A 21,182-nucleotide genomic window follows, 5' to 3' on the forward strand; every position below is an offset into this window, starting at 1 on the left:
GCCCTCACTTGCCCCGGCCGTAGCCGCTACCGGGGTGGTCATGTGCGGAATACACCTCGATGCGGGCGCCCTTGTCGAGGAGGACCTTCAACAGTGCCTGGACATCGGTCTCATCGGTGGTCACCACGATGGAGTCACCGTCGCGGCGCACATCGAGGTCGTACAGGAACTGTTCGAGTTCACGCGGCCCGATGCTGTGGATGTTGAGGTCACTGAGCAGTTTCAGGACCTCGTCGCTGTAGCGGTCGTTCGGCTCGCCAACGGTCAGGCGGCCGGTTTCCTCCTCCGCCTGCAGGGCCGTCGTGAGTTGTTTGATGACTGCGTGCGCTCGCTCGGCGGCGGTGGCGTCCTCGAACCGGCCGATCATGACGAGGTTCATGGAGTGCTCGGTGCCGTATCCGTACCAGGCCTTCATGCGACATCTTTCTGCTGCAGGCGGTCGAGTGCGGCAAGGACGCCGCGGTCGTCGACCGGCTCACCGGCGGAGTGATAGGAGGTTCGCCGGAGCGTTCCGGCGGCGTCGATGTGCGCGTAGGTGCGCAGTCCCCTCTCGCGCGGAAACGGCTGGGCAGTCGGTAGTGAGCCGGTGTCGCCCTCGCCGAGGGTGAGGGCCACGGGACCGGGGTAGTTGGTGATCCATTGGTGCAGGGCGGCAACGGTGTGCGGGCTGCTGCCCGGGCGCCCGCTTGCCGGACGCTCGGGCAGCAGCAGGAGTTCCGTTGCCCCGGTCGAGGCAGCCAGATCGGCGACGGCGTCGAGATCGGGCAGCGTCTGGGTGTTCACGACGCAGTTGAGCCCGAACCGGAACGTTTGCCCGATGCAGGTAAGCCGCTGCACGAGTTCGGTGAAGGGGCGGCCGCGCTGTTCCTCGTAGGTGGCGCCGACTCCGTCGACGCTGACGCGGACAAAGTTGAGCGCTCCGGCCAGCGCGTCGATCAGTTGGGGTGTAAGCCGGTGTGCGTGTGTCGTCATGGTCACCGCGAGGCTGGTGCGTTCGGCGGCGTGTCGGGACACCTGGGGAAGGCGGCGGTAGAGGGTGGGTTCTCCGCCGCCGAATCCGATGCCGAGGCAGCCCTCCGCGTCCAGTTCGTCGATCCATGCGCACAGCCGGTCGGCATCCAGCACGGCGGCGGTCTTGGGTGCGTAGCAGAACGGACAAGCCAGATCGCAGGCGTTGGTCAGGGCGATCGACACCTGGCGGGGGGCGCGGGCCCACTGCGTTTCGGGGACGTCGACCTCGTCGAAGAGTACGTTCAGGCCGGTGCGGCGGTCGAAGAAGTGCATCCCGTCGGGGCCGGCACGACGCTTCACCGGCAGCCCCGCATCGCTTGCACCTCTCCCGTACATGTTTCGGCCCAAAGTATGGCAGGACTCACGAGCCCTAACCACCCGTTCCAGACCGTTCACCATGAGGGAGTTCAGGGCCGCCACTGCGCAGGCGGTGCCGCTCAGCCCTCGTCAGGAAGGCCGACCGTCTTGCATACTTCAGGCATTTCAGTGATCGTCCGTGTGCCCGCGTAGTAGCGGATGGCATTGGGATACCTCTTGTCGTGCTCCCGATACATCAGAACCTGACCTACCAGGGCGCTGATCTGCCATGAGTCCCCCAAAGCAGCGGCCAGCAGGCGGAAGGCCCGATCGGCGCACAGAGAACTCTCCGGGAGAGTGATCCCTACCTTGTCGAGTTCCGCTTCCCGGCGCTCGATGCGGAAGGCGTAAGGGAGTTGGGCCCGCAGCTGCGCAGCCATCTCGTGCGCTGTCACCTTGAGGGCTGGAGCGTCGAAGCGAACAAGCCACGACAGGTCGATGGGATGAAGTACGTCGAAGTGGTCGCCGCTGCGCTGGAGGGAGTCCCTCATCCGCCCCGCGTCGTTGTTACCGAAGCCGGTGTTGTTCCACAGCGGAGGACACCCCTGGGCGTGAAGGTGCTGGTGCACGAGGAGCTCCGGCGACAGGACGCTGAGGTCGTCGTCCAGCTTGAGATAGCTGAACGAGAGGTCGCGGGCGTCGATATAGCAGCGTCCGTTGATCTTCCGCAGGTGACGGCCGAGACGGACGGCGATCGAACGGCCGCCCGTTGCCGCGTAGAGGATTTCCGGGGCGTCGCTGGACTCCCGGTGCAGAAGGTAGACGCCGGGCCAGTCCTCCAGCTTCTCGATGCTCTGCGTCGTGAGGTCGTGGCGCGGCTGCGCGGCGAGGATTCTGAGGAAGTGGTCCACGTGCTCCTGAGGGAGCAGTCGGAATCCGGTACTGCCGGCATACGCGACGTTGCGGCTGAAGGAGTAGGACTCAACCGTGTCGGTCACGCGGTGGTTCGGTTCGGGAAGACCGCGTGCCTTGAGCGTGCTCTTGAGCTTGGGGTAGATGTCGGTCAGAGCGAGCGTCGGCGGGGCGCCTGGGATGCCGCTTCGCACGACGTCGCACAGGACCTGGGTGAAGGACGTGCTAGCGGTCTCGTCTCGCGGCGGCACATGCGCGACCTGGTCAGCCGCTGTGAGCGTATAGACGCCGCGGACGTCGGTGCTGTCCACGAGTTGGCTCTCACCAGCGCCCGCCAGACCATGGATGATCCGGCCCGAGTAACAGCAGTCGAGAATCACCAACTTCACCTGGGCCGGTGAGTCCAGGAGAGCGCTGCGGACCTTGTCGTACTCCAAGCCGGTCAGGTCGGGATAGCGCAGCTGGGTATCGCCAGCGGCCAGGCACAGCGCACCGGACTTGCTGACGACTCCGTGGCCGACGAAGTAGATCAGCAGGGTACCCGTGGTCTCCTCGGCCAGGCGGTGCAGTTCCAGGGCCAGGTCTGTGGCCCCTGCGGGGTCCTCCAGAACGTGCACCTGGTCCTCGGACCAGCCGCACAACTCGGGGCTGGTCAGCAACCGGTGCATCGCGTGCAGGCTGTTGCGCGCTGCGGGCACGTCCAGGAGGGAGGGGTCCCGGTACTGGGAGACGCCGATGAGGATGGCAGCGTCGTCAGACTCCATCGGAGTCCTCTCCCAGGAATCGCTGGATCAGCGCTTCGGCCTCGGCGGCGTCACTGGTCTCGAGTTCCAGGGTGCGGTCGGCTCGGGTGATGGAGATGCGGATCTTGGTCGGGGCACGGCGGTTCTGCAGCCAGGTGGCGAGGGAACCGGCCAGGACGGTGGCGATACCGCTGGAACCGAGGGATACCGTGAGCAAGTCGAGCCCGGCACCGAGCTCGTTCTCCGCGGGTGCGGCGGGCAGGACGTGCACGCGCCCCTGGAGGCCGCGTTCACCGCGGAGCCACCCGATCAGCGCCAAGCGATCGTCAAGTTCAGTCTCCGAGTCGAGCCTGATCTGAACATCCGTCGCCCCGGTGCCCTGGGTGCCGTGCATCTCGTACTCCCCCGCTGCTGTGCGCATCTGATGCCCCGGACTCCCCCGAGCTGGTACGAGAAGTCACCCTACGGTGGCAAGCCCGTCCGGTTCGGACCAGGCCCGACGAAGCGATGTCACGCCACGACACTGGGCCGACTCGGAGCCTGTACGTCCGCGCCCCACGACCGCCACTACCGGCGGCCTCTTGCCCCTGAGCAGCCAAGGCTCCTGTTGAGCAGGCCCGCGGAGCCACCCCACAAAACCGCAGGCAAAGCCGAGTCACCGAGGCACACACTCGATCTCCGGCACCAACCCTACTTTCCAGTAACTTCTATCGGACTTCGCTCTCTAAAACTGAGCAAGTCCCTGGCTGGCGGGCAGGGGCTGCTCACCTCCAAGAGGGCCGCAACAGCGACACGCCAAGGGCTCGCAGAAGAAGAACAGGCAGGCGATCAGTGCGTTGACCTGCGGAGCCAAGTCCCGGGCCCCTCAAGCCGATTCCCTATGAGCCCTACCGGGCTCATGAACGGCTGGCCGTGGCTCGACACTCGGGTGGCACGGCACCCCTCATCGCCGCCCTGGAGTAACCTCCTCCCGCCAACGAGCCCGCTTCGCCCGCTACCGCCCCCGCAGCGCGGCTGGCGCGCCAGCCAGGCGCAGCAGCTTGTGCAGCCCAGAGCCAGTGCGCAGAGGAAGACGGATGCCGTGCACGACGAGCCCAGTTACATCGCATCGGTGCTGCGAGCGAGGTACCAGCGGCGCCTGCCGTCCAGCCTCGACGAACTGGCCGGGCCCGAGCACGGGATGGTGGAGCTGCCGCTGCACATCGCGTGGTCCGGACTGCGCGTCCTCGATCTGGACCGGCCACGCCAGCGCATGAGCCTGTACAGAACAGTGCTCACCGAAGGCATGCGTGACGACCTGTGCCGCTACCTCAACAAGGGCATCCTGCTCGAGCTGTGGCCAGTACTCCACAAGCTCATCAGCAGGACCATCAAAGACGTCTGGGAAGAAGCGTTCCCCGAGCTGCAACCCTGATCGGCTTCCGACGCGCTCCCCCAGCCAACCCTGGCAGTTCATGCAGCGGCGGTGCGCGGTCGGCGAGATCCCTGAGCCGTAAATCGGCAGGATCGTGTCCTTCGGGTATTCCGTGCCGGGAACCCCTAGTAGGACTCCGTTAGGTCTGTCTGGATCTCGGAGGTCTGCTTGGTAGGGGCTGTTGGCAGGTGGTGCAGGTGCCGGTCCAGCACCTCAGGGTGTTCTGGAGGGTGTCGAGGACTTGGTAGAGGGTGAGGCCGGTACGGGGACTTTTGGGGCCAGGCGCTGTTCGGTGAGGAAGGCGTGGGCGGCGGTCACGAGGGTGATGTGGTGGTGCCAGCCTGGCCAGGAACGGCCTTCGAAGTGGTCAAGTCCCAGGCCGTGTTTGAGTTCGCGGTAGTCGTGCTCGATGCGCCAGCGGACCTTGGCCAGAGCGACCAGGTCGGCGATCGCCGTGTCGGGCGGCAGGTTGGACAGCCAGTACTCGGTGGGTGCCTCGGCGTCGTCGGGCCATTCGACGAGCAGCCAGCAGTCGGGCAGGATCCCGTCCCACCAGCCCTGCTCGGCCGATGCCGTGGCTTTGATCGGGCGCTCGACGGCTGTGCCGGCCGGACGGACCCGCACGGCGGCGAAGCGGGAACGTAACTCTCCTCGTGAGCCGTGGCGCCAGGCGAGGGTGGTGAAAGCCGTTCGCCCGAGCCCCGCGGCGAGGGCCGCCACTGAGGGTGCCCGGTGGCGGTAGCGGGGCTGGGGCCAGCAGCCGACCGACCCCTTGCGGGCCCGGGCCTCGGGCTCTGCGTCGAACGGATGGGCCGTCATATCGGCCCGGACGGCCAGCACGTAGGCGAGTCCACGGTCATGCAGTGCGGCCCTCAGGTGGGCGTTGGTGCCGTAGGCGGCGTCGGCCACCACCGAGGGCGGCGTCATACCCCAGTCGGCGAGGGTGTCGAGCATGTCCACGGCCAGCCGCCACTTCTCCCGGTGTGTGACCTCGGGCGGAATGAGGGTCTTGGCCCGGCGGTCGCGGTCTGAGTCCCATTCCCCGGGCAGGAACAGGCGCCACTGCAGCGGGCACGAGGCGGTGTCGCTTGCCGCGTGGACACTGACGGCGACCTGGCAGTTGGCGCGTTTGCCCAAGGCGCCGCATTACTGCGGCGCCACTGCGACCGACATCTGCCCGTCCTTGGGCACCGATACATCGTCGATCACCCAGGCCACCGGATTGACCAGCGGCAGCAGGCGTTCGTTGATCCGCCGCTGCACCGGCACCGGATCCCAGGTGGACTGGTTCACGAACTGCTGCAGGTTCTGCTCGTTGCCGTCCGGCAGCCGGGAGGCCATCGCCTGAATCGACTTACGGCGGCCGTCCAGCATCAGACCCCGCAGATAGCAGTCGCCCTTGGCTCGCTGGTCCTTGCGCGGCACCAAGGCGAACACATCCGCCACGAACAACGCCAACACCGCCCGGACACGGTTCACTTCATGTGCATCCACCCATCCAACATGCTCCTGATCAGGACCATCCGGAAGACCTAACGGAGTCCTACTAGATGCTGATGGGGCCGGGGTCCCGAGGGAGGGCGGCAGCTCGCTCTTCCTCCTCGATCCGCTGCTGGTCGCGGCGCAGGGCGCCCGTCCGTTCCTTGGGAGTGACAGCCTCGCCGAGGGTGATCGCCGCCGTGCGGGCGACCGGGGCGAGAGAGTACCGGACGGGAGAGTGGCTGGACCGGGTCGGCAGGTGTAGCCGGGTGACACCAGCTGGGAGCTCGACGCGCAGCGCTCCGTGCCAGCGGATCCACAGCGCGGGGCGTCCGCGGAGGGCTTCATCGCGGAGTTTGTCCAAGCGGTGCCGTCCTCCACGCGGTCGATCTCCACGGCGATCGGAGGGGCATCCTTGCGAACGAGGCGGAGATCCAGGTAAGCAGTCCAGGGCGGCAACCAGTAGATCATGCAGCCCGCGGTCTGCTGGCGTGGCGGGTTGATATAGCGCATCGGCGCCTCCCATCCGCTTCTCTCCAGCCTGACGCCCTCGCCCACTCCGCTACCACGCGGGTGATGCGCAGGGTTGCCTTCTTTCCGGTGAGGCCGGTGAAGGCGAAGCGGGTCTGTGCCAGGTATGCGCGTATGGCAGTAGCGAGGATTTCGGACTCGTCTGCCGCCGTCGGTTCGAGATCCATCCGCCGATTCTCTCCCCGGGCACTGACGGCGGCCGGGACACGGCTACCGAACAGCGGGAACGTGCGCGGACGTTGGTGCTCAGTTCGTCGCGGGTATGGATCCTCAGATGTGCAGTAGCTCGCGGGGGTGGTGGGCTTCGAGGTTGATTGCTGGTGTCTACTCACCACTGTCGGCCGCGGCGATACCACTGGCATCGCAGGTTGGTTGAGTTGGGCCATAGACCCTTGAAACAGGCCACTGCCGGGGACCGGGCAGCGCCCAACGGCCCGTGCTGCAGAGCATAATGCGCTGCGCCGACGACAGTCGGCCACGTCCTGACAGGCCGTTAGGGGTCGACAGGAGAACGGGCTGAGCGCCTGTTGGACCGCCGAAGCCGATCATCACATGGCGCAGCAAAGCCGTCATCGAAAGCGCCAAGGTCCCCCGGGGCAACGGGAGACCTTGAAAGCGATCGTCCTGGACCAGCAGTGGTCTTCCAGGAGTACAGACGCTGCCCTTAGCGTCCCGGCCTGTGGTCGACGTTGCCAAGAGCAGCGGACAGCGCGGTTCTTGCGGTCTCGCCGACCCGGAGACGGGCGTCTCGCTGAGCTACGTCCACCGCATGACGTGGGCACATCACCGACGCCCCCCGGAGATGGCGCTCATCGACGCCCTCTGCGCGGCACTCTGAATGCGTACGCGAATTCCGTGCATCATGAATCCAGATCTGGCGACGACATTATAAAGTAAATTCACGCACCTTCCGGTCAATTGGGGCCGCAAACGTAATGAACACCACCTCCATGTTTGCAATCCCAACGGAAATTTTTCCTTGAAACTTTAAGTATGCTGGGTATTGTCGGCCGCATGGCTCACAAGATCCAGCGGTGGAGACACCGGCTGCTCGACCTTGCCGAACTGGTGCGCGCCCCTGCGGCTCTCAGTGTCCCCGGCGACGTGCTCGTCGGGGCCGTCGCGAGCGGGCGGCCGCTCGGCCCGCGCACGCTGGGCACCATGGGTTCGTCCGTCTGTCTCTACTGGGCGGGCATGGCCCTCAACGACTACGCCGACGCCACTCTGGACGCCGTCGAACGACCGGGGCGGCCGATCCCTTCCGGCCGAATACCCCGCCGCACCGCCTTCACCACCGCATCGGCCCTGACCGCCGCGGGACTCGGACTCGCCGCGCTCTCGGGCGGACGGCGGGCCCTGCGCACAGCGGTGCCCCTCGCGGGTCTGGTGTGGGCGTACGACCTCGCCCTCAAGAACACTCCCGCCGGACCCGCCGCGATGGCCGGGACCCGCGTTCTGGACGTCCTGGCCGGTGCGCGCACTCCAGCACCCGCGCTGCCCGCGGCCCTCGTGGTCGGTCTGCACACCTACACGGTCACGACGCTGAGCCGCCACGAGACGACGGGCGCCCCCGCCGCCGTACCGGCCGCATCGCTCGCCGCCAGCACGGTGGTGAGTCTCTGCGCGGCGGTCACGGCCACTACGGCCGGGCGGACCTCACGCCTCGGTGCCGCTGCGGGAGCGGCCGGCTATCTCGTCACCTTCGGGTCCGCACAGGTCCGCGCCCTGGGCGAACCCTCCGCACCGAACATCCAACGGGCCGTCGGCGCAGGCATCCTCGGTCTGATGCCGCTGCAGGCCGCGCTGACCGCGGGCGCCGGCGCTCCTCGGGCCGCCGCCCTGCTGGCGGCCGCCCACCCGATCGCGCGCCAGCTGGTGCGGAAGGTGTCGCCGACATGAGCACCCCCGGCGGAGACGGGGCACCGCGCCCGGACGTCACGGACCTGCGGTTCGGCTACGGCACGAACGGCTTCACCAACCACCGTCTGGACGATGTGCTCCGGGTGCTGGCAGACCTCGGCTATGACGGTGTCGCGCTCACGCTCGACCACGGCCATCTCGACCCGTACGCCGACGATCTGCCGCGGCGAGTGGACCGGCTGGCACATTCCCTGGACGACCTCGGGCTGTCCGTGACCGTCGAGACAGGCGCGCCCTATCTCCTCGATCCCTGGCACAAGCACATCCCCACCCTCATGTCGGAGTCCGGCACCGAGCGCCGGGTGGATCTGCTGCGGCGCGCCATCCGGATCGCCGCCGACCTCGGGTCGCCCACGGTCCAGGTGTGCAGCGGTCCGCCTCCGGCCGGTCTCCCGGAGGAACTCGCCTGGAAGCGTCTGGCGACGGGCTGCGAGGCGGTGCTGGCGACCGCGACGGAGTTCGGGGTCACGGTGGGCTTCGAGCCGGAGCCGTACATGTTCGTCGACACCGTCGAGCGGTGCCTGAAGCTGAGGGAACTCCTCGGCGGGCACGAGCGGTTCGGCATCACCTTCGACGTCGGCCACGCCCACTGCGTGGAGGACGCACGGGTGCTCGACTGTCTGCGACGCGCCGCGCCGCACTGTGTGAACGTGCAGGTCGAGGACATGCGGCGCGGTGTCCACGAACACCTCGAATTCGGCCGGGGCGAGATCGATTTCCCGCCTCTGCTCGCCGAACTCGCCGCGCATGGACACCGCGGACTCGTCTCGGTCGAGATCCAGGGCGGCTCGCTCGACGCGCCCGAAGTGGCCCGCCGCTCCCTGGACTTCCTGCGCACCGCTCTGGCTGCCGGTACCGGTGCCGGCAGCGCGCGTTCCTGATCCGCGCTCCCTGCCGCGGAGTTCGGCTACACCCAGTCACCCCACCCCCCAACTCCTCGGCCCGGTGCACAGATGCACACCGTCCACCGGTCGGGAGACGCACCAGGAGGTGCACCTTGCCCGACTCGCCGACTCCACCATCCCTCCCTGATCTCACCCCCGATGCGCGGGCCTGGCTCGACACCGCCACCGTGCGCATCGCCTCCGACCCGCACGCCGTCCGAGCGGCCTTCCCGGCCGCCGCCCGGCGCTGCGGCAAGGCGGCGGCCGACCAGGTGCGGGCCGCGCTCCTGCTCGCCCTTCCCCTGCGGGGCTCCGCCCTCGCGGCCGAGGTCACGGGCCTCTACCGGCACGGAGACGCCGCCGAGCAGCGGGCCGTGCTGTACGCCCTGCCTCTGCTCGACGCCGCCGACCCCGACCTCGGCGACCGGGCCCTGCCCGTCACCCGCGAGGCCCTGCGCAGCAACGACACCACCCTCGTCGAAGCTGCCCTGGGCCCCTACGCGGCCCGGCACCTGGATCCCGACGCCTTCCGCCAGGCCGTACTGAAGTGCGTGTTCTGCGAGATCCCGCTCGACCGGATCAGCGGACTCGCCGAACGCACGGATGCCGAACTCACCCGCATGCTCACCGACTTCGCCCGGGAGCGGATCGCCGCGGGCCGCCCCGTCCCGGCCGACATCACCTCCCTGAACGGCCCGACACCCCAAGCGCCCCCGAGAGACGAGCGCATATCCAAAGGAGCCGCGTGATGCGCATCTTCGACCCGCACATCCACATGACGTCCCGCACCACCGACGACTACGAGGCCATGTACGCGGCCGGGGTCCGCGCCCTGGTGGAGCCGGCGTTCTGGCTCGGCCAGCCGCGCACGACCGTCGGCGCGTTCACCGACTACTTCGACGCGCTGCTGGGCTGGGAGCCGTTCCGCGCGGCCCAGTTCGGCATCCAGCACTTCTGCACGATCGCCCTCAACCCCAAAGAGGCCAACGACCCGCGCTGTCTGCCCGTCCTCGACGAGCTGCCGCGCTATCTCGCCAAGGACCGGGTCGTCGCGGTCGGCGAGATCGGCTACGACTCGATGACCAAGGAGGAGGACGAGGCACTGGCACGCCAGCTGGAGCTGGCGATCGAGCACGAACTGCCGGTCCTCGTACACACCCCGCACCGCGACAAGGCGGCCGGCACCCGCCGCACGCTCGACGTCGTCCGCGAGTCCGGCATCGCGCCCGAGCACGTCCTCGTCGACCACCTCAACGAGCTGACGGTCGCCATGGTCAAGGAGAGCGGCAGCTGGATGGGCTTCTCGATCTACCCGAAGACCAAGATGAGCGAGGACCGGATGGTCCGGATCCTGCGGGAATACGGAACCGAACGCGTCCTCGTCAACTCGGCGGCCGACTGGGGCCGCAGCGACCCCCTCAAGACCCGCAAGACCGCCGACGCGATGCTCGCCGACGGCTCCTTCGACCAGGACGCCGTCGACGAGGTGATGTGGCGCAACCCGGTCGCCTTCTACGGGCAGAGCGGCCGTCTCGACCTGGACGACGTACCGAAACCCGACGACTCGGGACTCTTCGAGGGCAACTCCGTGCGACGCGGCGGGGAGTGACGGCCCGTCATGCGATTGCACCACCGGGACGGCACAACCGTCCACCTCGCGTACTGCAGCAACGTGCACACCGCCGAGACCCTCGACGGCGTGGTCACCCAACTCACCGAGTACGCCGAACCGGTGCGCAAGGAACTCGGCACCGACCTCCTCGGCATCGGCCTGTGGCTCGCCCACGACGTCGTCACCGAACTCGCCGACAGCCCTTCAGCTCTCACCCGCCTCCGCGACGAACTGGCCCTGCGCGGCCTGGAGACCGTCACCCTCAACGCCTTCCCCTACGAGGGCTTCCACCGCGAGGTCGTCAAGAAGGACGTCTACCTGCCGGACTGGGCGGACGACCGGCGTCTGGACTACACCCTCGCCTGCGCACGCGTGCTCGCCGGTCTCCTGCCGGACGACGCGGTACGCGGGTCCGTGTCGACCCTGCCGCTCGCCTGGCGTGCGCCCTGGCCGCGCGCACGGTGGGAGCGGGCCCACCGGTCTCTGGACCGGCTCACGACAGGCCTCGCCGCCCTGCACCGGGAGACCGGGCGCCGTATCCGGGTGGCCTTCGAGCCGGAGCCGGGGTGTGTGGTGGAGAACACCACTCAGGCCGTACGGGAGTTGGGCGGACTCGATCCCGACTGGCTCGGTGTCTGCCTGGACACCTGCCACCTCGCCGTCCAGTTCGAGGAACCGGCGGCGGCTCTCGCCCGGTTGGCGGACGCCGGGCTGCCGGTGGTCAAGGTGCAGGCCTCGGCCGCTCTCCAGGCCGACGTCCCGGCAGACCTCGCGGCCCGGGCTGCGCTCGCGGGCTTCGCCGAGCAACGCTTCCTGCACCAGACCCGTGCACGCACGGCCAAAGGCGTACGAGGTGTCGACGACCTCCCCCAGGCACTGGCGGGCGAACTGCCCGACGACGCGCCCTGGCGGGTCCACTTCCACGCCCCCCTGCACGCCGCCGCCGAGCCCCCGCTGCATACGACCGTGCCCGTGCTCTCGGACGTCCTGCGAAGGCTGCTCGGCGGGGCCGAGGCACTGTGCGACCACATCGAGGTCGAGACGTACACCTGGAACGTGCTGCCGCCCGGACTGCGGCCAACGGATCCGGCCGGGCTCGCCACCGGCCTTGCCGCCGAACTGGCCTGGACCCACCAGGAGTTGACAGCACTCGGTCTGACGCCCGGCTCTCTGAGCAAGGAGACCTCCACATGACTGCCCCCGCCAAGCCTCTCGTCGTCCTGGACATCGTGGGCCTCACGCCCCGGCTGCTCAAGCACATGCCCGCGGTTGCCGCGCTCGCCGACCGCGGTTTCCAAGCCCGCCTGGGCACCGTCCTGCCCGCAGTGACCTGCTCGGTCCAGTCGACCTTCCTCACCGGCGTCCTCCCCCGAGAGCACGGAATCGTCGGCAACGGCTGGTACTTCCGCGACGTCGGCGACGTACTCCTGTGGCGGCAGCACAACCACCTCGTCGGCGGGGAGAAGCTGTGGCACACCGCCCGGCGCTCACGCCCCGACTTCAAGGTCGCCAACATCTGCTGGTGGTACGCCATGGGCGCGGACGTCGACTTCACCGTCACCCCACGGCCGATCTACTACTCGGACGGCCGCAAGGAGCCGGACTGCTACACATATCCGCCCTCCCTGCACGACGAACTCACCGACCGTCTGGGCCCGTTCCCCCTGTTCACCTACTGGGGTCCGAACGCCGGTCTCCCCTCCAGCCAGTGGATCCTGGGCGCCGCCCGCCAGCTCTTCGACGAGCACCGGCCCGACCTCAGCCTCGTCTACCTCCCGCACCTCGACTACGAGCCGCAGCGCACCGGTCCCGACTCCCCAGAGACCGCCCGCGCGGCACGCCAACTCGACGATGCCATACGTCCGTTGATCGACCACCTCCTCGCCGCGGGCGCGACCGTCGTGGCCTTGAGCGAGTACGGCATCGCGCCCGCCGACCGCCCAGTGGACATCAACCGCGCGCTGCGCGAGGCGGGTCTGCTGGAGGTGTACACGCAGGACAGCATGGAGTACCTGGATCCGTGGACCTCGCGCGCCTTCGCCGTCGCCGACCACCAGATCGCTCATGTCTACGTCCGGGACCCGGCCGACCTCGCGAAGACCACCGAGATCGTCGCGGGCCTCGACGGCGTCGCCGAACTCCTCGACAAGGACAGCAAATCGGCCCACGGCCTGGACCACGAGCGCTCCGGCGAACTCGTCGCGGTCGCCGAGCCCGGCGCCTGGTTCACCTACTACTACTGGCTGGACAACGCCCGCGCACCCGACTTCGCCCGGCAGGTCGAGATCCACCGCAAACCCGGCTACGACCCGGCAGAGCTGCTCTACGACCCTGACGTCCCGGCCCTGAAACTGCGCGCCGCTGCCCAGATCGCCCGCAAGAAACTCGGGTTCCGCTACCGCATCCGCACCGTCCCGCTGAACCCGTCGGGGGTGCGCGGCACCCACGGCAGGCTGCCCGACAACCCCGAGTACGGTCCGGTCCTCCTGTGCTCCGAACCCGCCCTGCGCCAGGAAGAGTACGCGGCCACCGAGGTCAAGGACCTGCTGCTGCGCCTCGCCGGCCTTCCCGCCCCCACCGGCGCCACCGCCGAGGACACCGCCGACAAGGGAGACGTTGATCGTGTCTGAGACCACCCTTCCCGCACTCCCCATGGACCGCACCACCCTGCTCGACCCGCCCGCCGCATACGCCCGGCTGCGGGAGGAGAGCCCCGTGAGCCGCATCGCGCTGTGGGGCGGCAACACACCCTGGCTGGTCACCCGGCACGAGGACGCCCGCGCCGTCCTCGCCGACCCGCGCTTCAGCTCCGAGAACATCCGCGAAGGCTTTCCCGGCCTCCAGCCGACCCCGCCGCCGCGCACCCCCGGCCAGCTCTTCGCCATGGATCCGCCCGACCACACACGGCTGCGCCGGATGCTCATCCCCGACTTCACCTTCCGCCGCGTCGAGGAACTGCGTCCGGTGATCCGGACGCTGACCGACTCACTGATCGACGACCTGATGGCGAAGGAGCCGTCCGGCGCCGATCTGGTGAAGCACTTCACGCTGCCGCTGCCCCTGCAGGTCATCTGCGAGCTGCTCGGAGTGCCCTACGCCGACCGGGAGTTCATCCACCGGCAGGCGGCCGCGTTCGCCACCGTAACGGCCGGACCCGAGGCGATGCGCGCGGGCTGGGCCGCGCTGTTCGGCTACCTCTCCGAGCTGCTGGCCGCCAAGACCGCCGCCCCCGGCGACGATCTGATGAGCCGGCTCGCGACGGACCGCGTGGCCACCGACGAGGCCACCGCGGCCGAGGCGGCGGGCATGCTGGTGCAACTCCTCATCGCGGGCCACGAGACGACCGCGAGCATGCTGTCGCTCGGAGCGGTGACACTCCTGACCCACCCCGGCCAACTGGCCGCGCTGCGCGCCGACCCGGCGCTGGTGCCGGGAGCGGTGGAGGAACTGCTGCGCTACCTGACCGTGGTCCACATCGGCATGCGCCGGATTGCCCTGGAGGACGTCGAAGTGGGCGGCGTCACGGTGCGGGCCGGTGAAGGGGTGGTCGTCTCGCTCCAGGCCGCCAACCGCGACCCGCGGGCCTTCCCGGAGCCCGACACCTTCGATATCACCCGCGATGCCCAGCACCATCTGTCCTTCGGCCACGGCCCGCACCACTGCCTGGGCCAGTCGCTGGCCCGCGCCGAATTGCAGACCGCCCTGCCCGCGCTGTTCCAGCGGCTGCCGGAACTGCGTCTGGCCGTGCCCGCGGGGGAGTTCGCCCTGCACGGCCGGGCCATCCACGGCGTAAGTGAACTGCCCGTCACCTGGTGAAAGCGGCGGAGTGGCGGGCCAGCCCTGTCAAGCCGCACGCCGGCGCCGCGGCTCGAGGCCCAGCTTCCCGAAAGCAGCAGCGTCCGTCGACGTCGAGTCATCTGCTCCTCCAACTCCCGCATAATTCCTGCCGTCTCCTTCAATGACGCTGTGCCTGCGGAGGTACTGAGAGTGCACATGAGTCTCGGGCCGATATCGAATCCCGAGGCTGTGACGCCCCGCTGCGGCGGGACTGGGAGTTCTTGTTCGACCCAGCTGCGCTCCACGCACGCCGTAGTCGGCTATCTGCACCGGGTCGGCACCTCGGCACCCGTTCTGGGCGGCGAGCCGGAGCGCTACTACGAACTGGCCGCCGCGGCCCACCAGCACGCCAGCAGAGCCTTGCGCACCGTGAACGAGATCATCCACAGCACCAACTGGATGGCCACGGGTGGCTTCCCGAGTCTTTGAACGCTGCGGGTATTCCTGCACACGCTGTTGATTCGGACCACCGAAGCACTTCTCTGCGTCATACTGACGCGATGGGGGCACTTCCGGAGCCGCAGGGGCAGCAGCGCGAAGTGGTGTATCTGACGGCTCAAGGCCATCTGGTGGTCCTGGGCACCGCAGGCAGCGGCAAGACAACGATGGCAGTACACCGTGCCCGTTATCTGTCCGAGGCGCCGGGGATCGCCGGCCGAACGCTGCTGGTCACGTTCAACCGGGCGCTGGTCACCTACCTGAAGGCCATCGGCGCCCACAGCACGCGTCTGACCGTAGAGAACTATCACCTGTTCGCCCGGGGCTACCTCAGGTATGCGACCGGGCAGCCCGTCTCCATCTGCCCCAGCAAGCAGGCTCTAGTTGACAAGGCGCTGTCCGAGGTCCGCAACACAACTCATCGAGCGGTGGCCAGCCAGCCGCCGGGATTCTTCATGGACGAGCTGCACTGGATGGCCGGTCATGGCGTCACCGACGAAGACGCCTACCTCAACGGTGCGCCCCGTATCGGCAGGGGTTCGGCCCTGGCCCCCGCAGACAGGGCGGTGGTCTACGAGGTCTACCGCCGGTACATCGAGCTGCGCACCCAGGCCGGGTATGGCCAAGACTGGGATGATCTGCCCTCCGTCGTTCTCGCGGCACTGGCGAGGGACGCTTCGGCTCGGCGCTACAAGCATGTCGTGGTCGACGAGGGGCAGGACTTCACCCCCGAGATGATCCGCTCCCTGGCCGCAGCGATTCCCGCCGACGGGTCGCTGTCCTTCTTCGGGGACTACGCCCAGCAGATCTACGGCAGCCGGATGTCGTGGCGCTCCCTGGGCCTGACGGTGGCCCGGCAGGTCGAGTTCGAGCAGAACTACCGCAACAGTCGCCAGATCGCTCAGCTCGCCCAGGCGATCTCCGACATGCCGCACTTCCGTGACGAGGTCGACCTGGTCCAGCCCAAGGCGCCCACCGCCGACGGTCCTCAGCCCACGATCGTCACGGCCGCTACCAAGGCGGAACAGATGCGCCGCGCAGCGGAGTTCGCGAATGGACTGGCAGCAGACCAGCAGGTCGCTGTCCTCATGCGCACCCGGGAGCATGAGGCCGAGCTCCTGCGTCACCTGGGCCAGCGCCACCGCGTCAGCAGGCTGCACAGGGACCTGACGGTGTGGCCGCACGGGCCCGGTGTGTACTACGGCACCTACTCGGCCGCCAAGGGCCTGGAGTTCGACTCGGTGATCCTGCCACTGTGTGACGCGGACGAAATACCCAAGGCCTCCGAGGTCGAGTCACACGGGCTGGAGGAGGCTAAAGCCCGTGAGGCGCGCCAGTTATACGTGGCGGTGACCCGCGCGCGCACGGGTTTGATCCTCCTGCGGTCAGGCACGTTGACGCCGCTGCTGCCCGACGAGATGTCAGACCTGTTTCTTAGGCTCGAGTCGTGAACGAGATTTGGGCCGAGGCACAGCGTCGCGGCATCACTCGGCTGTGCCACTTCACCAAGTCCGCGAATCTGGCCCATATCCTGGCCACCGGCGAGATACGCGATGCGGTGACTCTGCGGGCAAGCACCGAGGGGTTCAGGCCCACGGACTTGGCCCGTTTGGACGGCTACCCGAACCACATCAACTGCAGCGTCGAGTATCCCAATACGTGGTACCTGGACCGGGCAAGGACCGAAGACCCGCACTTCAGGGAATGGGCCATTCTGACCTTGGACCCTGTTCTGCTCACCCTGCCTGGGGCGAAGTTCTGCCCGTACAACGCCGCACGGGGTCTGGGGGGAGGCATCCGTAGCGGTTTTGCCGCTTTCACTTCCTTGTTCGAGGCGAGCGTGTCCGGAAATGCCACGCGGACTCGCACCGCTCGGCACCCCGGCTGGTGGCCCACCGACGACCAGGCCGAGGTTCTGCTCCCCGGCCCGATTCCTCTCAGCCACGTGCACAGCGTCATCGTGAAGGACGCTGAGCAGGCCAAGCTTGAGCATTACCGGCTTACCCAGCACCTCGACATGGGCGCGGTGCTGCCGCCCCTGATCATCGCTCCCGCCTTGTTCGACAAGTATCTTCTGAGCCAGACCGTACGGGCCGGACGCCGCCCTGCGGAGCTCGCCTTCGTCCCCTGAACAACTCTGGCAGAGTGGCCCCGTGAACCGTGAACCGCAGCCGCATCCCCGGCTTGATCGTGCCGTCGGCATGGTGCTGGCTGCCGCTGTCGGCGATGCGCTGGGCTGGCCGTACGAGCGCCGGGACCGCACCCGCCGTCTGCCGGCGGACAGCGGCACGAACCAGTTCGTCGCCTGGGAACGTACAGCGGGAAGTCGGTTTCGGCCCTTCACCGAGGTGATCGGGGCCGGTGACTACAGCGACGACACCCAGATGATCATCGCGGTCGGACGTGCCCTGCTCACCGCAGGCGACGAGTGGCTCACCTGGCTGCAGCGGGTCGAGTGGCCCCTTCTGCCCTTCTACGAGCGGGGTGCGGGTGCCAGCGTCAAACGTGCCTGCAAGGCCTGGACCCAGGAGCGTCCTCCGTGGACCGTCGGCGCCAGCGACGTCCGCAAGTACTTCGACACCGGCGCCAACGGCGCCGCGATGCGGATCGCACCGCACGTCATCCACCATCATGCGGACAGCCGGTTCGATGACTTGGCCGTCGACGTCGTCCGCAATGCCGCCACCACGCATGGCCATCCCCGAGCACTCCTCGGTGCCCTCGTCCACGCCCAAGCACTGTGGCTGAGCATGCGCCAGCCCACCCCTTTGTCCTACGGCTGGCTGATCGAAGCGCTCCTGGACAGCACGGCACAATGGCAAAAGCCGATCTTCCAGGCCTTGGGCGAGGAGTGGCAGAACCGGGCCTCGCACGCGCTTGAGCAGCCCCTCGACAGGCTGTGGCTGGCCACCAGCCGCGAGGTCGAAGACCTCCTCACACTTGCACACAAAGAGCTCAAAAGCGGCGCCGTCAGCGCACCGACCGTCTTCTTGAAGTCGCAGGGACTCACTGGCAAGGCCCGTGGATCCGGCACCCTGTGCGCGGTCGCGGCCGCCTACCTCGCCGCCCGCTCGGCCGCCAGCCCGGACCACGCACTCACCGCCGCCGCCCGGCTGGAGGGCGCGGACACCGACACGCTTGCCTCTATGACGGCGAGCCTGCTGGGAGCAGCCCTGGGACAAGAATGGCTGGGCGCCAACGGACGCAACGTTCAAGACCGGCCTCTGCTGGTCGCCCTCGCACAGGACCTCCTGGCACCAGCCATCCCACCACGCCTACAGCCTCCCTCGCCGGAGCAGGCCCGTACGGCGCTGGCCGAGTTCACCGACCAACTGGCCCACGCCGTACCAGGAAGCATCCTCCCCGTCCCCTACCAGCGCACCGCGCACGTCGAAGCCCGCCAAGATACCCGCGCTGGCCAATGGGCAGCACGCCAGGTCCAGTTGCTCACCGACGACGGGCAGCGGCTGCACCTCCTGCACTCCGTGCACCGCGCCACTCCCCCACAGACCAAGCAGCCGGACCCGCCGGGGACACAACTCCAGGGTGCCTACCTCGCTGTGACCGACATACAGCGCGTACGTCAGGTCCTGGACGAGATCTTCGGCCTGCGCCCTGACCGCTACGGGCAGACCTGGGTCGCCTACGGCAACCTCGTCATCGCCGAGGACACCTCCTCCTCCCATGCCTTGGCGTCACCGCCACGCGCGCAGCTACGCCTGACGTCCGAGCATCCGCAGCAGATCTGGCAGCTCGTCCAGGAATACGATCTACCAGGCTCAGCGGACGACGCCCACACACACTTTCTTGTCCACGTCGACCCCTGGCTCACCATCACCCTCAACCGGCCGGGCAATCGCCCTGCCGGGCGTCCCTGACTTCCGGAAATCCCCCACAGGCACAACGGACGGGGCCGTGTCATGTCTGGCGGGCCGATTGCACAGCTCGCGTCCGTGCTGAGCATCCGCGTCACCAAGGACAAACTCCTTAAACACCTCCCCGAGTTGCCGCAGGCCAGCGTGCGCATACTCGGGATCGACGACTTCTCGCTACGCAAGGGCGACTCCTACGCCACGATCCTGGTGGACCTGGAAGAGCGGCGCCCGGTCGACATGCTGCCGGGACGGAACGCCGAGCCACTGGCAACCCAGCTGCACGATCACCCCAAGATCGAAGTGATCTGCCGCGACCGGGCCGGGGCCTGCCCGCCGTGAGGCTTCGCAAGCCTGGCAAGCAGCGGACGCCTGGCACCACTTGCGCAACCTGGCCGGGCGGTGGAGAAGACTGTCGGCGCCCATCACCCGTGCATCCCGGTGATGCTCACCACGGCCCCAGCCGTCACGGAGCCCGCTGCCGCGTCCAGGCGACGACGGAGCCCCGCGGAGGAGATGCCGTTCGCCCCCTGCGTCCGTCCGAAGCACCCGTGACACAAGGCGCCCCGCGGGCTCTGTTCTGGCCTGTCGGGGGCAATGATGCCGAAACGCCTTACGCAGACGTGCCGACCGGCTATGGTCTTGTGCGGACCCGGGTTGCCGATCGCATCGACAACACCAGTCACTTTTCGATTCTTGCGCTGTCCGGAGATGCGGCTGTACCGCGCCTACCAGCAGCTTCCCCTGTCGTATGCGGTCGGCCCGTGACCGGCCGCGGTCGTTGGAGTGCTCCTGTGACAGCCCCACCGGTTTCGGCCGTGCCCCGCAGTTTTCTGTGCGAGCACGCGAGCAGCAAAAGCCGTGTCCTTGTCCTACTGGCCCATGCGAGCGGACCCGTCTGCGTGCAGGCCGTTTTCACCTGCCGGGACGCCCACGTGGCCCAGCACGCGGCCCGGCTGCTGTCGTCCGCCGCCCTCGACGGGGCCCTCACCGAGCAACAGGAGATCACGGCGCGAAAGATCGCCACGACGCTGCCGGACGCCCCGGCGGCGTCCTTCCGTCAGGCCCTGGAGCGCGCCCGTGCCGGTGTGTGGCCCAGCGCTGCTCCGGCGTTGTTCTCATGGCCTGCCGACGACCCGCTCAAGGGGCCGGTTGAGGACGAGCGCGAGCTTCCCGTCTCGGCCAACCGGTCGCCGAAGGATGCCCGGCTGGCCGACCTGCCGGGCCCGGTGGTCCGGGTGGTGCAGCTGCGTGAGTTCCACGTGTACGACCAGGCCAAGGTGCTCGCTGCCGCGGCGGCCGGCGGCTGGGAGCCGATGCCGGATGAGGAGTTGGGCGATGCCGATCCGCACGACCTCGTGGGGGCGGTCATGTTCGCTGCGGAGAGCACGGGAGAGCTGCCCGGCATGGATTGGCTGACCGATGCCCAGGAAGGCCAACTCCTGCTGTCCGCACGGGGGGACGAGGTCGCCGACTGGTCGACCGAACCCGTCCGCATCAACTTCGGTACCGGCTGGCGGCTCCAGGAAGCCGCCAACCCCTATGCCGCTGCCCCGCGGCACACCGGTGCCACTGCGGCTGTGCCTGAAGGGCCGCAGCCGGACTTCGCCTCGCTCTTCGCCTTGCCCGAGGTGTGCGGCTGCGAGGAGGAAGACTGCCAGAAGTGCCACTGGACGTTCACGCCGCGCACGGCCGATCTGCTGTTCAGCGCGCTGGAAGAGCTTGCCGAGGCGGCCTACGACGACGCCGCCGAGTTGGGTGAGCGTCCCGTCACCAAGGACGACGACGGCGCGTGGGGCTTCTTCTCCCGTCTGCCGCAAGTGACATGGCGCCAGAACATGCAGTGGCGCCGCAACCTCGCCCGGGCCTGCGACGATCTGACAGGCGATCTCCAGCACGGCGCCTGGCCCCGGCCCACCTGTGCCGCCGAGGAGATGGTCCTGCACCTCGCCCTCGGCGATGCCCCCGCTCATCTGGAAGCCGGTGCCGACAGCGCGCATGCGGCGCTGCCCACACACCGTGACGACTACGACTTCGACGCCTGCTCGGATTTCTTCTTCCAGGATGACGACGTGCTGTGGCTGTACGACAGCAAGTACAACTCCCCTGAAGCAGACGGCGCCGGGTCCTCCTCCGTCCCGCCCGCCCTGCATCCGGACAACTGGTTCAAGGACTTCCTCAACGTCCCTGCGCGCTCTGCCGAGCGCGGGCACCGCCGCTGAACCGCGGGCA

20 protein-coding genes and 1 pseudogene are annotated in these 21,182 nt (G+C 68.4%); 15 read left to right on the plus strand and 6 right to left on the minus strand.

Going from position 1 to position 21,182, the window contains the following annotated elements; translation table 11 throughout:
- Nucleotides 1-4 precede the first annotated feature (4 nt).
- From OG718_RS01735 to OG718_RS01750, 4 genes are all read right to left on the minus strand, one after another.
- On the minus strand, nt 5-415 hold the full coding sequence (locus OG718_RS01735) for a DUF6375 family protein (protein ID WP_328842915.1): 411 nt from the start codon (nt 413-415) through the stop codon (nt 5-7).
- Nucleotides 412-1,311, minus strand: coding sequence for a radical SAM protein (locus tag OG718_RS01740; RefSeq protein ID WP_328842916.1), 900 nt, complete (start codon nt 1,309-1,311; stop codon nt 412-414). The genes OG718_RS01735 and OG718_RS01740 overlap by 4 nt, the downstream gene beginning before the upstream one ends.
- Before the next feature lie 137 nt (nt 1,312-1,448).
- A complete protein-coding gene (locus OG718_RS01745; RefSeq protein WP_328842917.1) occupies nt 1,449-2,984 on the minus strand; it encodes a caspase family protein in 1,536 nt (511 codons plus the stop codon).
- Nucleotides 2,974-3,384: an effector-associated constant component EACC1 gene (locus tag OG718_RS01750; RefSeq protein WP_328842918.1), complete on the minus strand. Its 411-nt coding sequence runs from the start codon at nt 3,382-3,384 to the stop codon at nt 2,974-2,976. Before OG718_RS01750 ends, OG718_RS01745 begins: the two co-directional genes overlap by 11 nt.
- Nucleotides 3,385-4,044: 660 nt before the next feature.
- Between OG718_RS01750 and OG718_RS01755 the strand changes: the two genes are divergently transcribed.
- Nucleotides 4,045-4,377, plus strand: a complete 333-nt coding sequence (locus OG718_RS01755; protein WP_328842919.1) for a transcriptional regulator — start codon at nt 4,045-4,047, stop codon at nt 4,375-4,377.
- A gap of 213 nt (nt 4,378-4,590) precedes the next feature.
- Here OG718_RS01755 and OG718_RS01760 read toward each other — a convergent pair.
- Together OG718_RS01760 and OG718_RS01765 are read right to left on the minus strand one after the other, a co-directional pair.
- Nucleotides 4,591-5,871 (minus strand): annotated as a pseudogene (locus OG718_RS01760) (IS701 family transposase).
- A 52-nt stretch (nt 5,872-5,923) separates the two neighbouring features.
- Nucleotides 5,924-6,220, minus strand: coding sequence for a hypothetical protein (locus tag OG718_RS01765; protein WP_328842920.1), 297 nt, complete (start codon nt 6,218-6,220; stop codon nt 5,924-5,926).
- 846 nt (nt 6,221-7,066) lie between these two features.
- On the opposite strand from OG718_RS01765, the gene OG718_RS01770 reads away from it, so the two are divergent.
- From OG718_RS01770 to OG718_RS01835, 14 genes are all read left to right on the plus strand, one after another.
- Nucleotides 7,067-7,225, plus strand: coding sequence for a hypothetical protein (locus OG718_RS01770; RefSeq protein WP_328842921.1), 159 nt, complete (start codon nt 7,067-7,069; stop codon nt 7,223-7,225).
- A 176-nt stretch (nt 7,226-7,401) separates the two neighbouring features.
- A complete protein-coding gene (locus OG718_RS01775) occupies nt 7,402-8,286 on the plus strand; it encodes an SCO3242 family prenyltransferase (RefSeq protein WP_328842922.1) in 885 nt (294 codons plus the stop codon).
- Entirely contained in the window at nt 8,283-9,188 is a 906-nt protein-coding gene (locus tag OG718_RS01780) for a sugar phosphate isomerase/epimerase family protein (protein WP_328842923.1), read from the plus strand. Before OG718_RS01775 ends, OG718_RS01780 begins: the two co-directional genes overlap by 4 nt.
- Nucleotides 9,189-9,304: 116 nt before the next feature.
- Nucleotides 9,305-9,940 carry an EboA domain-containing protein gene (locus OG718_RS01785; protein WP_328842924.1) on the plus strand — a complete coding sequence of 212 codons (636 nt, stop codon included), beginning with the start codon at nt 9,305-9,307 and terminating at the stop codon, nt 9,938-9,940.
- Nucleotides 9,940-10,800, plus strand: a complete 861-nt coding sequence (locus OG718_RS01790) for a TatD family hydrolase (RefSeq protein WP_328842925.1) — start codon at nt 9,940-9,942, stop codon at nt 10,798-10,800. The genes OG718_RS01785 and OG718_RS01790 overlap by 1 nt, the downstream gene beginning before the upstream one ends.
- A 9-nt stretch (nt 10,801-10,809) precedes the next feature.
- On the plus strand, nt 10,810-11,997 hold the full coding sequence (eboE, locus tag OG718_RS01795) for a metabolite traffic protein EboE (RefSeq protein WP_328842926.1): 1,188 nt from the start codon (nt 10,810-10,812) through the stop codon (nt 11,995-11,997).
- On the plus strand, nt 11,994-13,433 hold the full coding sequence (locus tag OG718_RS01800) for an alkaline phosphatase family protein (RefSeq protein ID WP_328842927.1): 1,440 nt from the start codon (nt 11,994-11,996) through the stop codon (nt 13,431-13,433). Before eboE ends, OG718_RS01800 begins: the two co-directional genes overlap by 4 nt.
- Nucleotides 13,426-14,619: a cytochrome P450 gene (locus OG718_RS01805; RefSeq protein ID WP_328842928.1), complete on the plus strand. Its 1,194-nt coding sequence runs from the start codon at nt 13,426-13,428 to the stop codon at nt 14,617-14,619. Before OG718_RS01800 ends, OG718_RS01805 begins: the two co-directional genes overlap by 8 nt.
- Before the next feature lie 177 nt (nt 14,620-14,796).
- Complete coding sequence (locus OG718_RS01810) at nt 14,797-15,069, plus strand: hypothetical protein (protein ID WP_328842929.1); 273 nt, start codon at nt 14,797-14,799, stop codon at nt 15,067-15,069.
- Between the two features lie 71 nt (nt 15,070-15,140).
- Nucleotides 15,141-16,529: a 3'-5' exonuclease gene (locus tag OG718_RS01815; protein WP_328842930.1), complete on the plus strand. Its 1,389-nt coding sequence runs from the start codon at nt 15,141-15,143 to the stop codon at nt 16,527-16,529.
- On the plus strand, nt 16,526-17,209 hold the full coding sequence (locus OG718_RS01820; RefSeq protein WP_328842931.1) for a DarT ssDNA thymidine ADP-ribosyltransferase family protein: 684 nt from the start codon (nt 16,526-16,528) through the stop codon (nt 17,207-17,209). Before OG718_RS01815 ends, OG718_RS01820 begins: the two co-directional genes overlap by 4 nt.
- A gap of 22 nt (nt 17,210-17,231) precedes the next feature.
- On the plus strand, nt 17,232-18,956 hold the full coding sequence (locus OG718_RS01825; RefSeq protein ID WP_328842932.1) for an ADP-ribosylglycohydrolase family protein: 1,725 nt from the start codon (nt 17,232-17,234) through the stop codon (nt 18,954-18,956).
- A gap of 42 nt (nt 18,957-18,998) precedes the next feature.
- Nucleotides 18,999-19,292, plus strand: a complete 294-nt coding sequence (locus OG718_RS01830; protein ID WP_328842933.1) for a transposase — start codon at nt 18,999-19,001, stop codon at nt 19,290-19,292.
- A 560-nt stretch (nt 19,293-19,852) separates the two neighbouring features.
- Nucleotides 19,853-21,172 carry a hypothetical protein gene (locus tag OG718_RS01835; protein WP_328842934.1) on the plus strand — a complete coding sequence of 440 codons (1,320 nt, stop codon included), beginning with the start codon at nt 19,853-19,855 and terminating at the stop codon, nt 21,170-21,172.
- The last annotated feature ends 10 nt before the right edge of the window (nt 21,173-21,182 follow it).

It is taken from the genome of Streptomyces sp. NBC_00258 (genome assembly GCF_036182465.1).
GTDB lineage: Bacteria > Actinomycetota > Actinomycetes > Streptomycetales > Streptomycetaceae > Streptomyces.

What these genes read in the sequence shown, in the direction of transcription:
- OG718_RS01745 (WP_328842917.1), bottom strand. Translation starts at nt 2,984, where the DNA reads ATGGAGTCTGACGACGCTGCCATCCTCATCGGCGTCTCCCAGTACCGG.
- OG718_RS01800 (WP_328842927.1), top strand. Translation starts at nt 11,994, where the DNA reads ATGACTGCCCCCGCCAAGCCTCTCGTCGTCCTGGACATCGTGGGCCTC.
- OG718_RS01735 (WP_328842915.1), bottom strand. Translation starts at nt 415, where the DNA reads ATGAAGGCCTGGTACGGATACGGCACCGAGCACTCCATGAACCTCGTC.
- eboE (WP_328842926.1), top strand. Translation starts at nt 10,810, where the DNA reads ATGCGATTGCACCACCGGGACGGCACAACCGTCCACCTCGCGTACTGC.
- OG718_RS01810 (WP_328842929.1), top strand. Translation starts at nt 14,797, where the DNA reads ATGAGTCTCGGGCCGATATCGAATCCCGAGGCTGTGACGCCCCGCTGC.
- OG718_RS01815 (WP_328842930.1), top strand. Translation starts at nt 15,141, where the DNA reads ATGGGGGCACTTCCGGAGCCGCAGGGGCAGCAGCGCGAAGTGGTGTAT.
- OG718_RS01775 (WP_328842922.1), top strand. Translation starts at nt 7,402, where the DNA reads ATGGCTCACAAGATCCAGCGGTGGAGACACCGGCTGCTCGACCTTGCC.
- OG718_RS01780 (WP_328842923.1), top strand. Translation starts at nt 8,283, where the DNA reads ATGAGCACCCCCGGCGGAGACGGGGCACCGCGCCCGGACGTCACGGAC.
- OG718_RS01750 (WP_328842918.1), bottom strand. Translation starts at nt 3,384, where the DNA reads ATGCGCACAGCAGCGGGGGAGTACGAGATGCACGGCACCCAGGGCACC.
- OG718_RS01830 (WP_328842933.1), top strand. Translation starts at nt 18,999, where the DNA reads ATGTCTGGCGGGCCGATTGCACAGCTCGCGTCCGTGCTGAGCATCCGC.
- OG718_RS01790 (WP_328842925.1), top strand. Translation starts at nt 9,940, where the DNA reads ATGCGCATCTTCGACCCGCACATCCACATGACGTCCCGCACCACCGAC.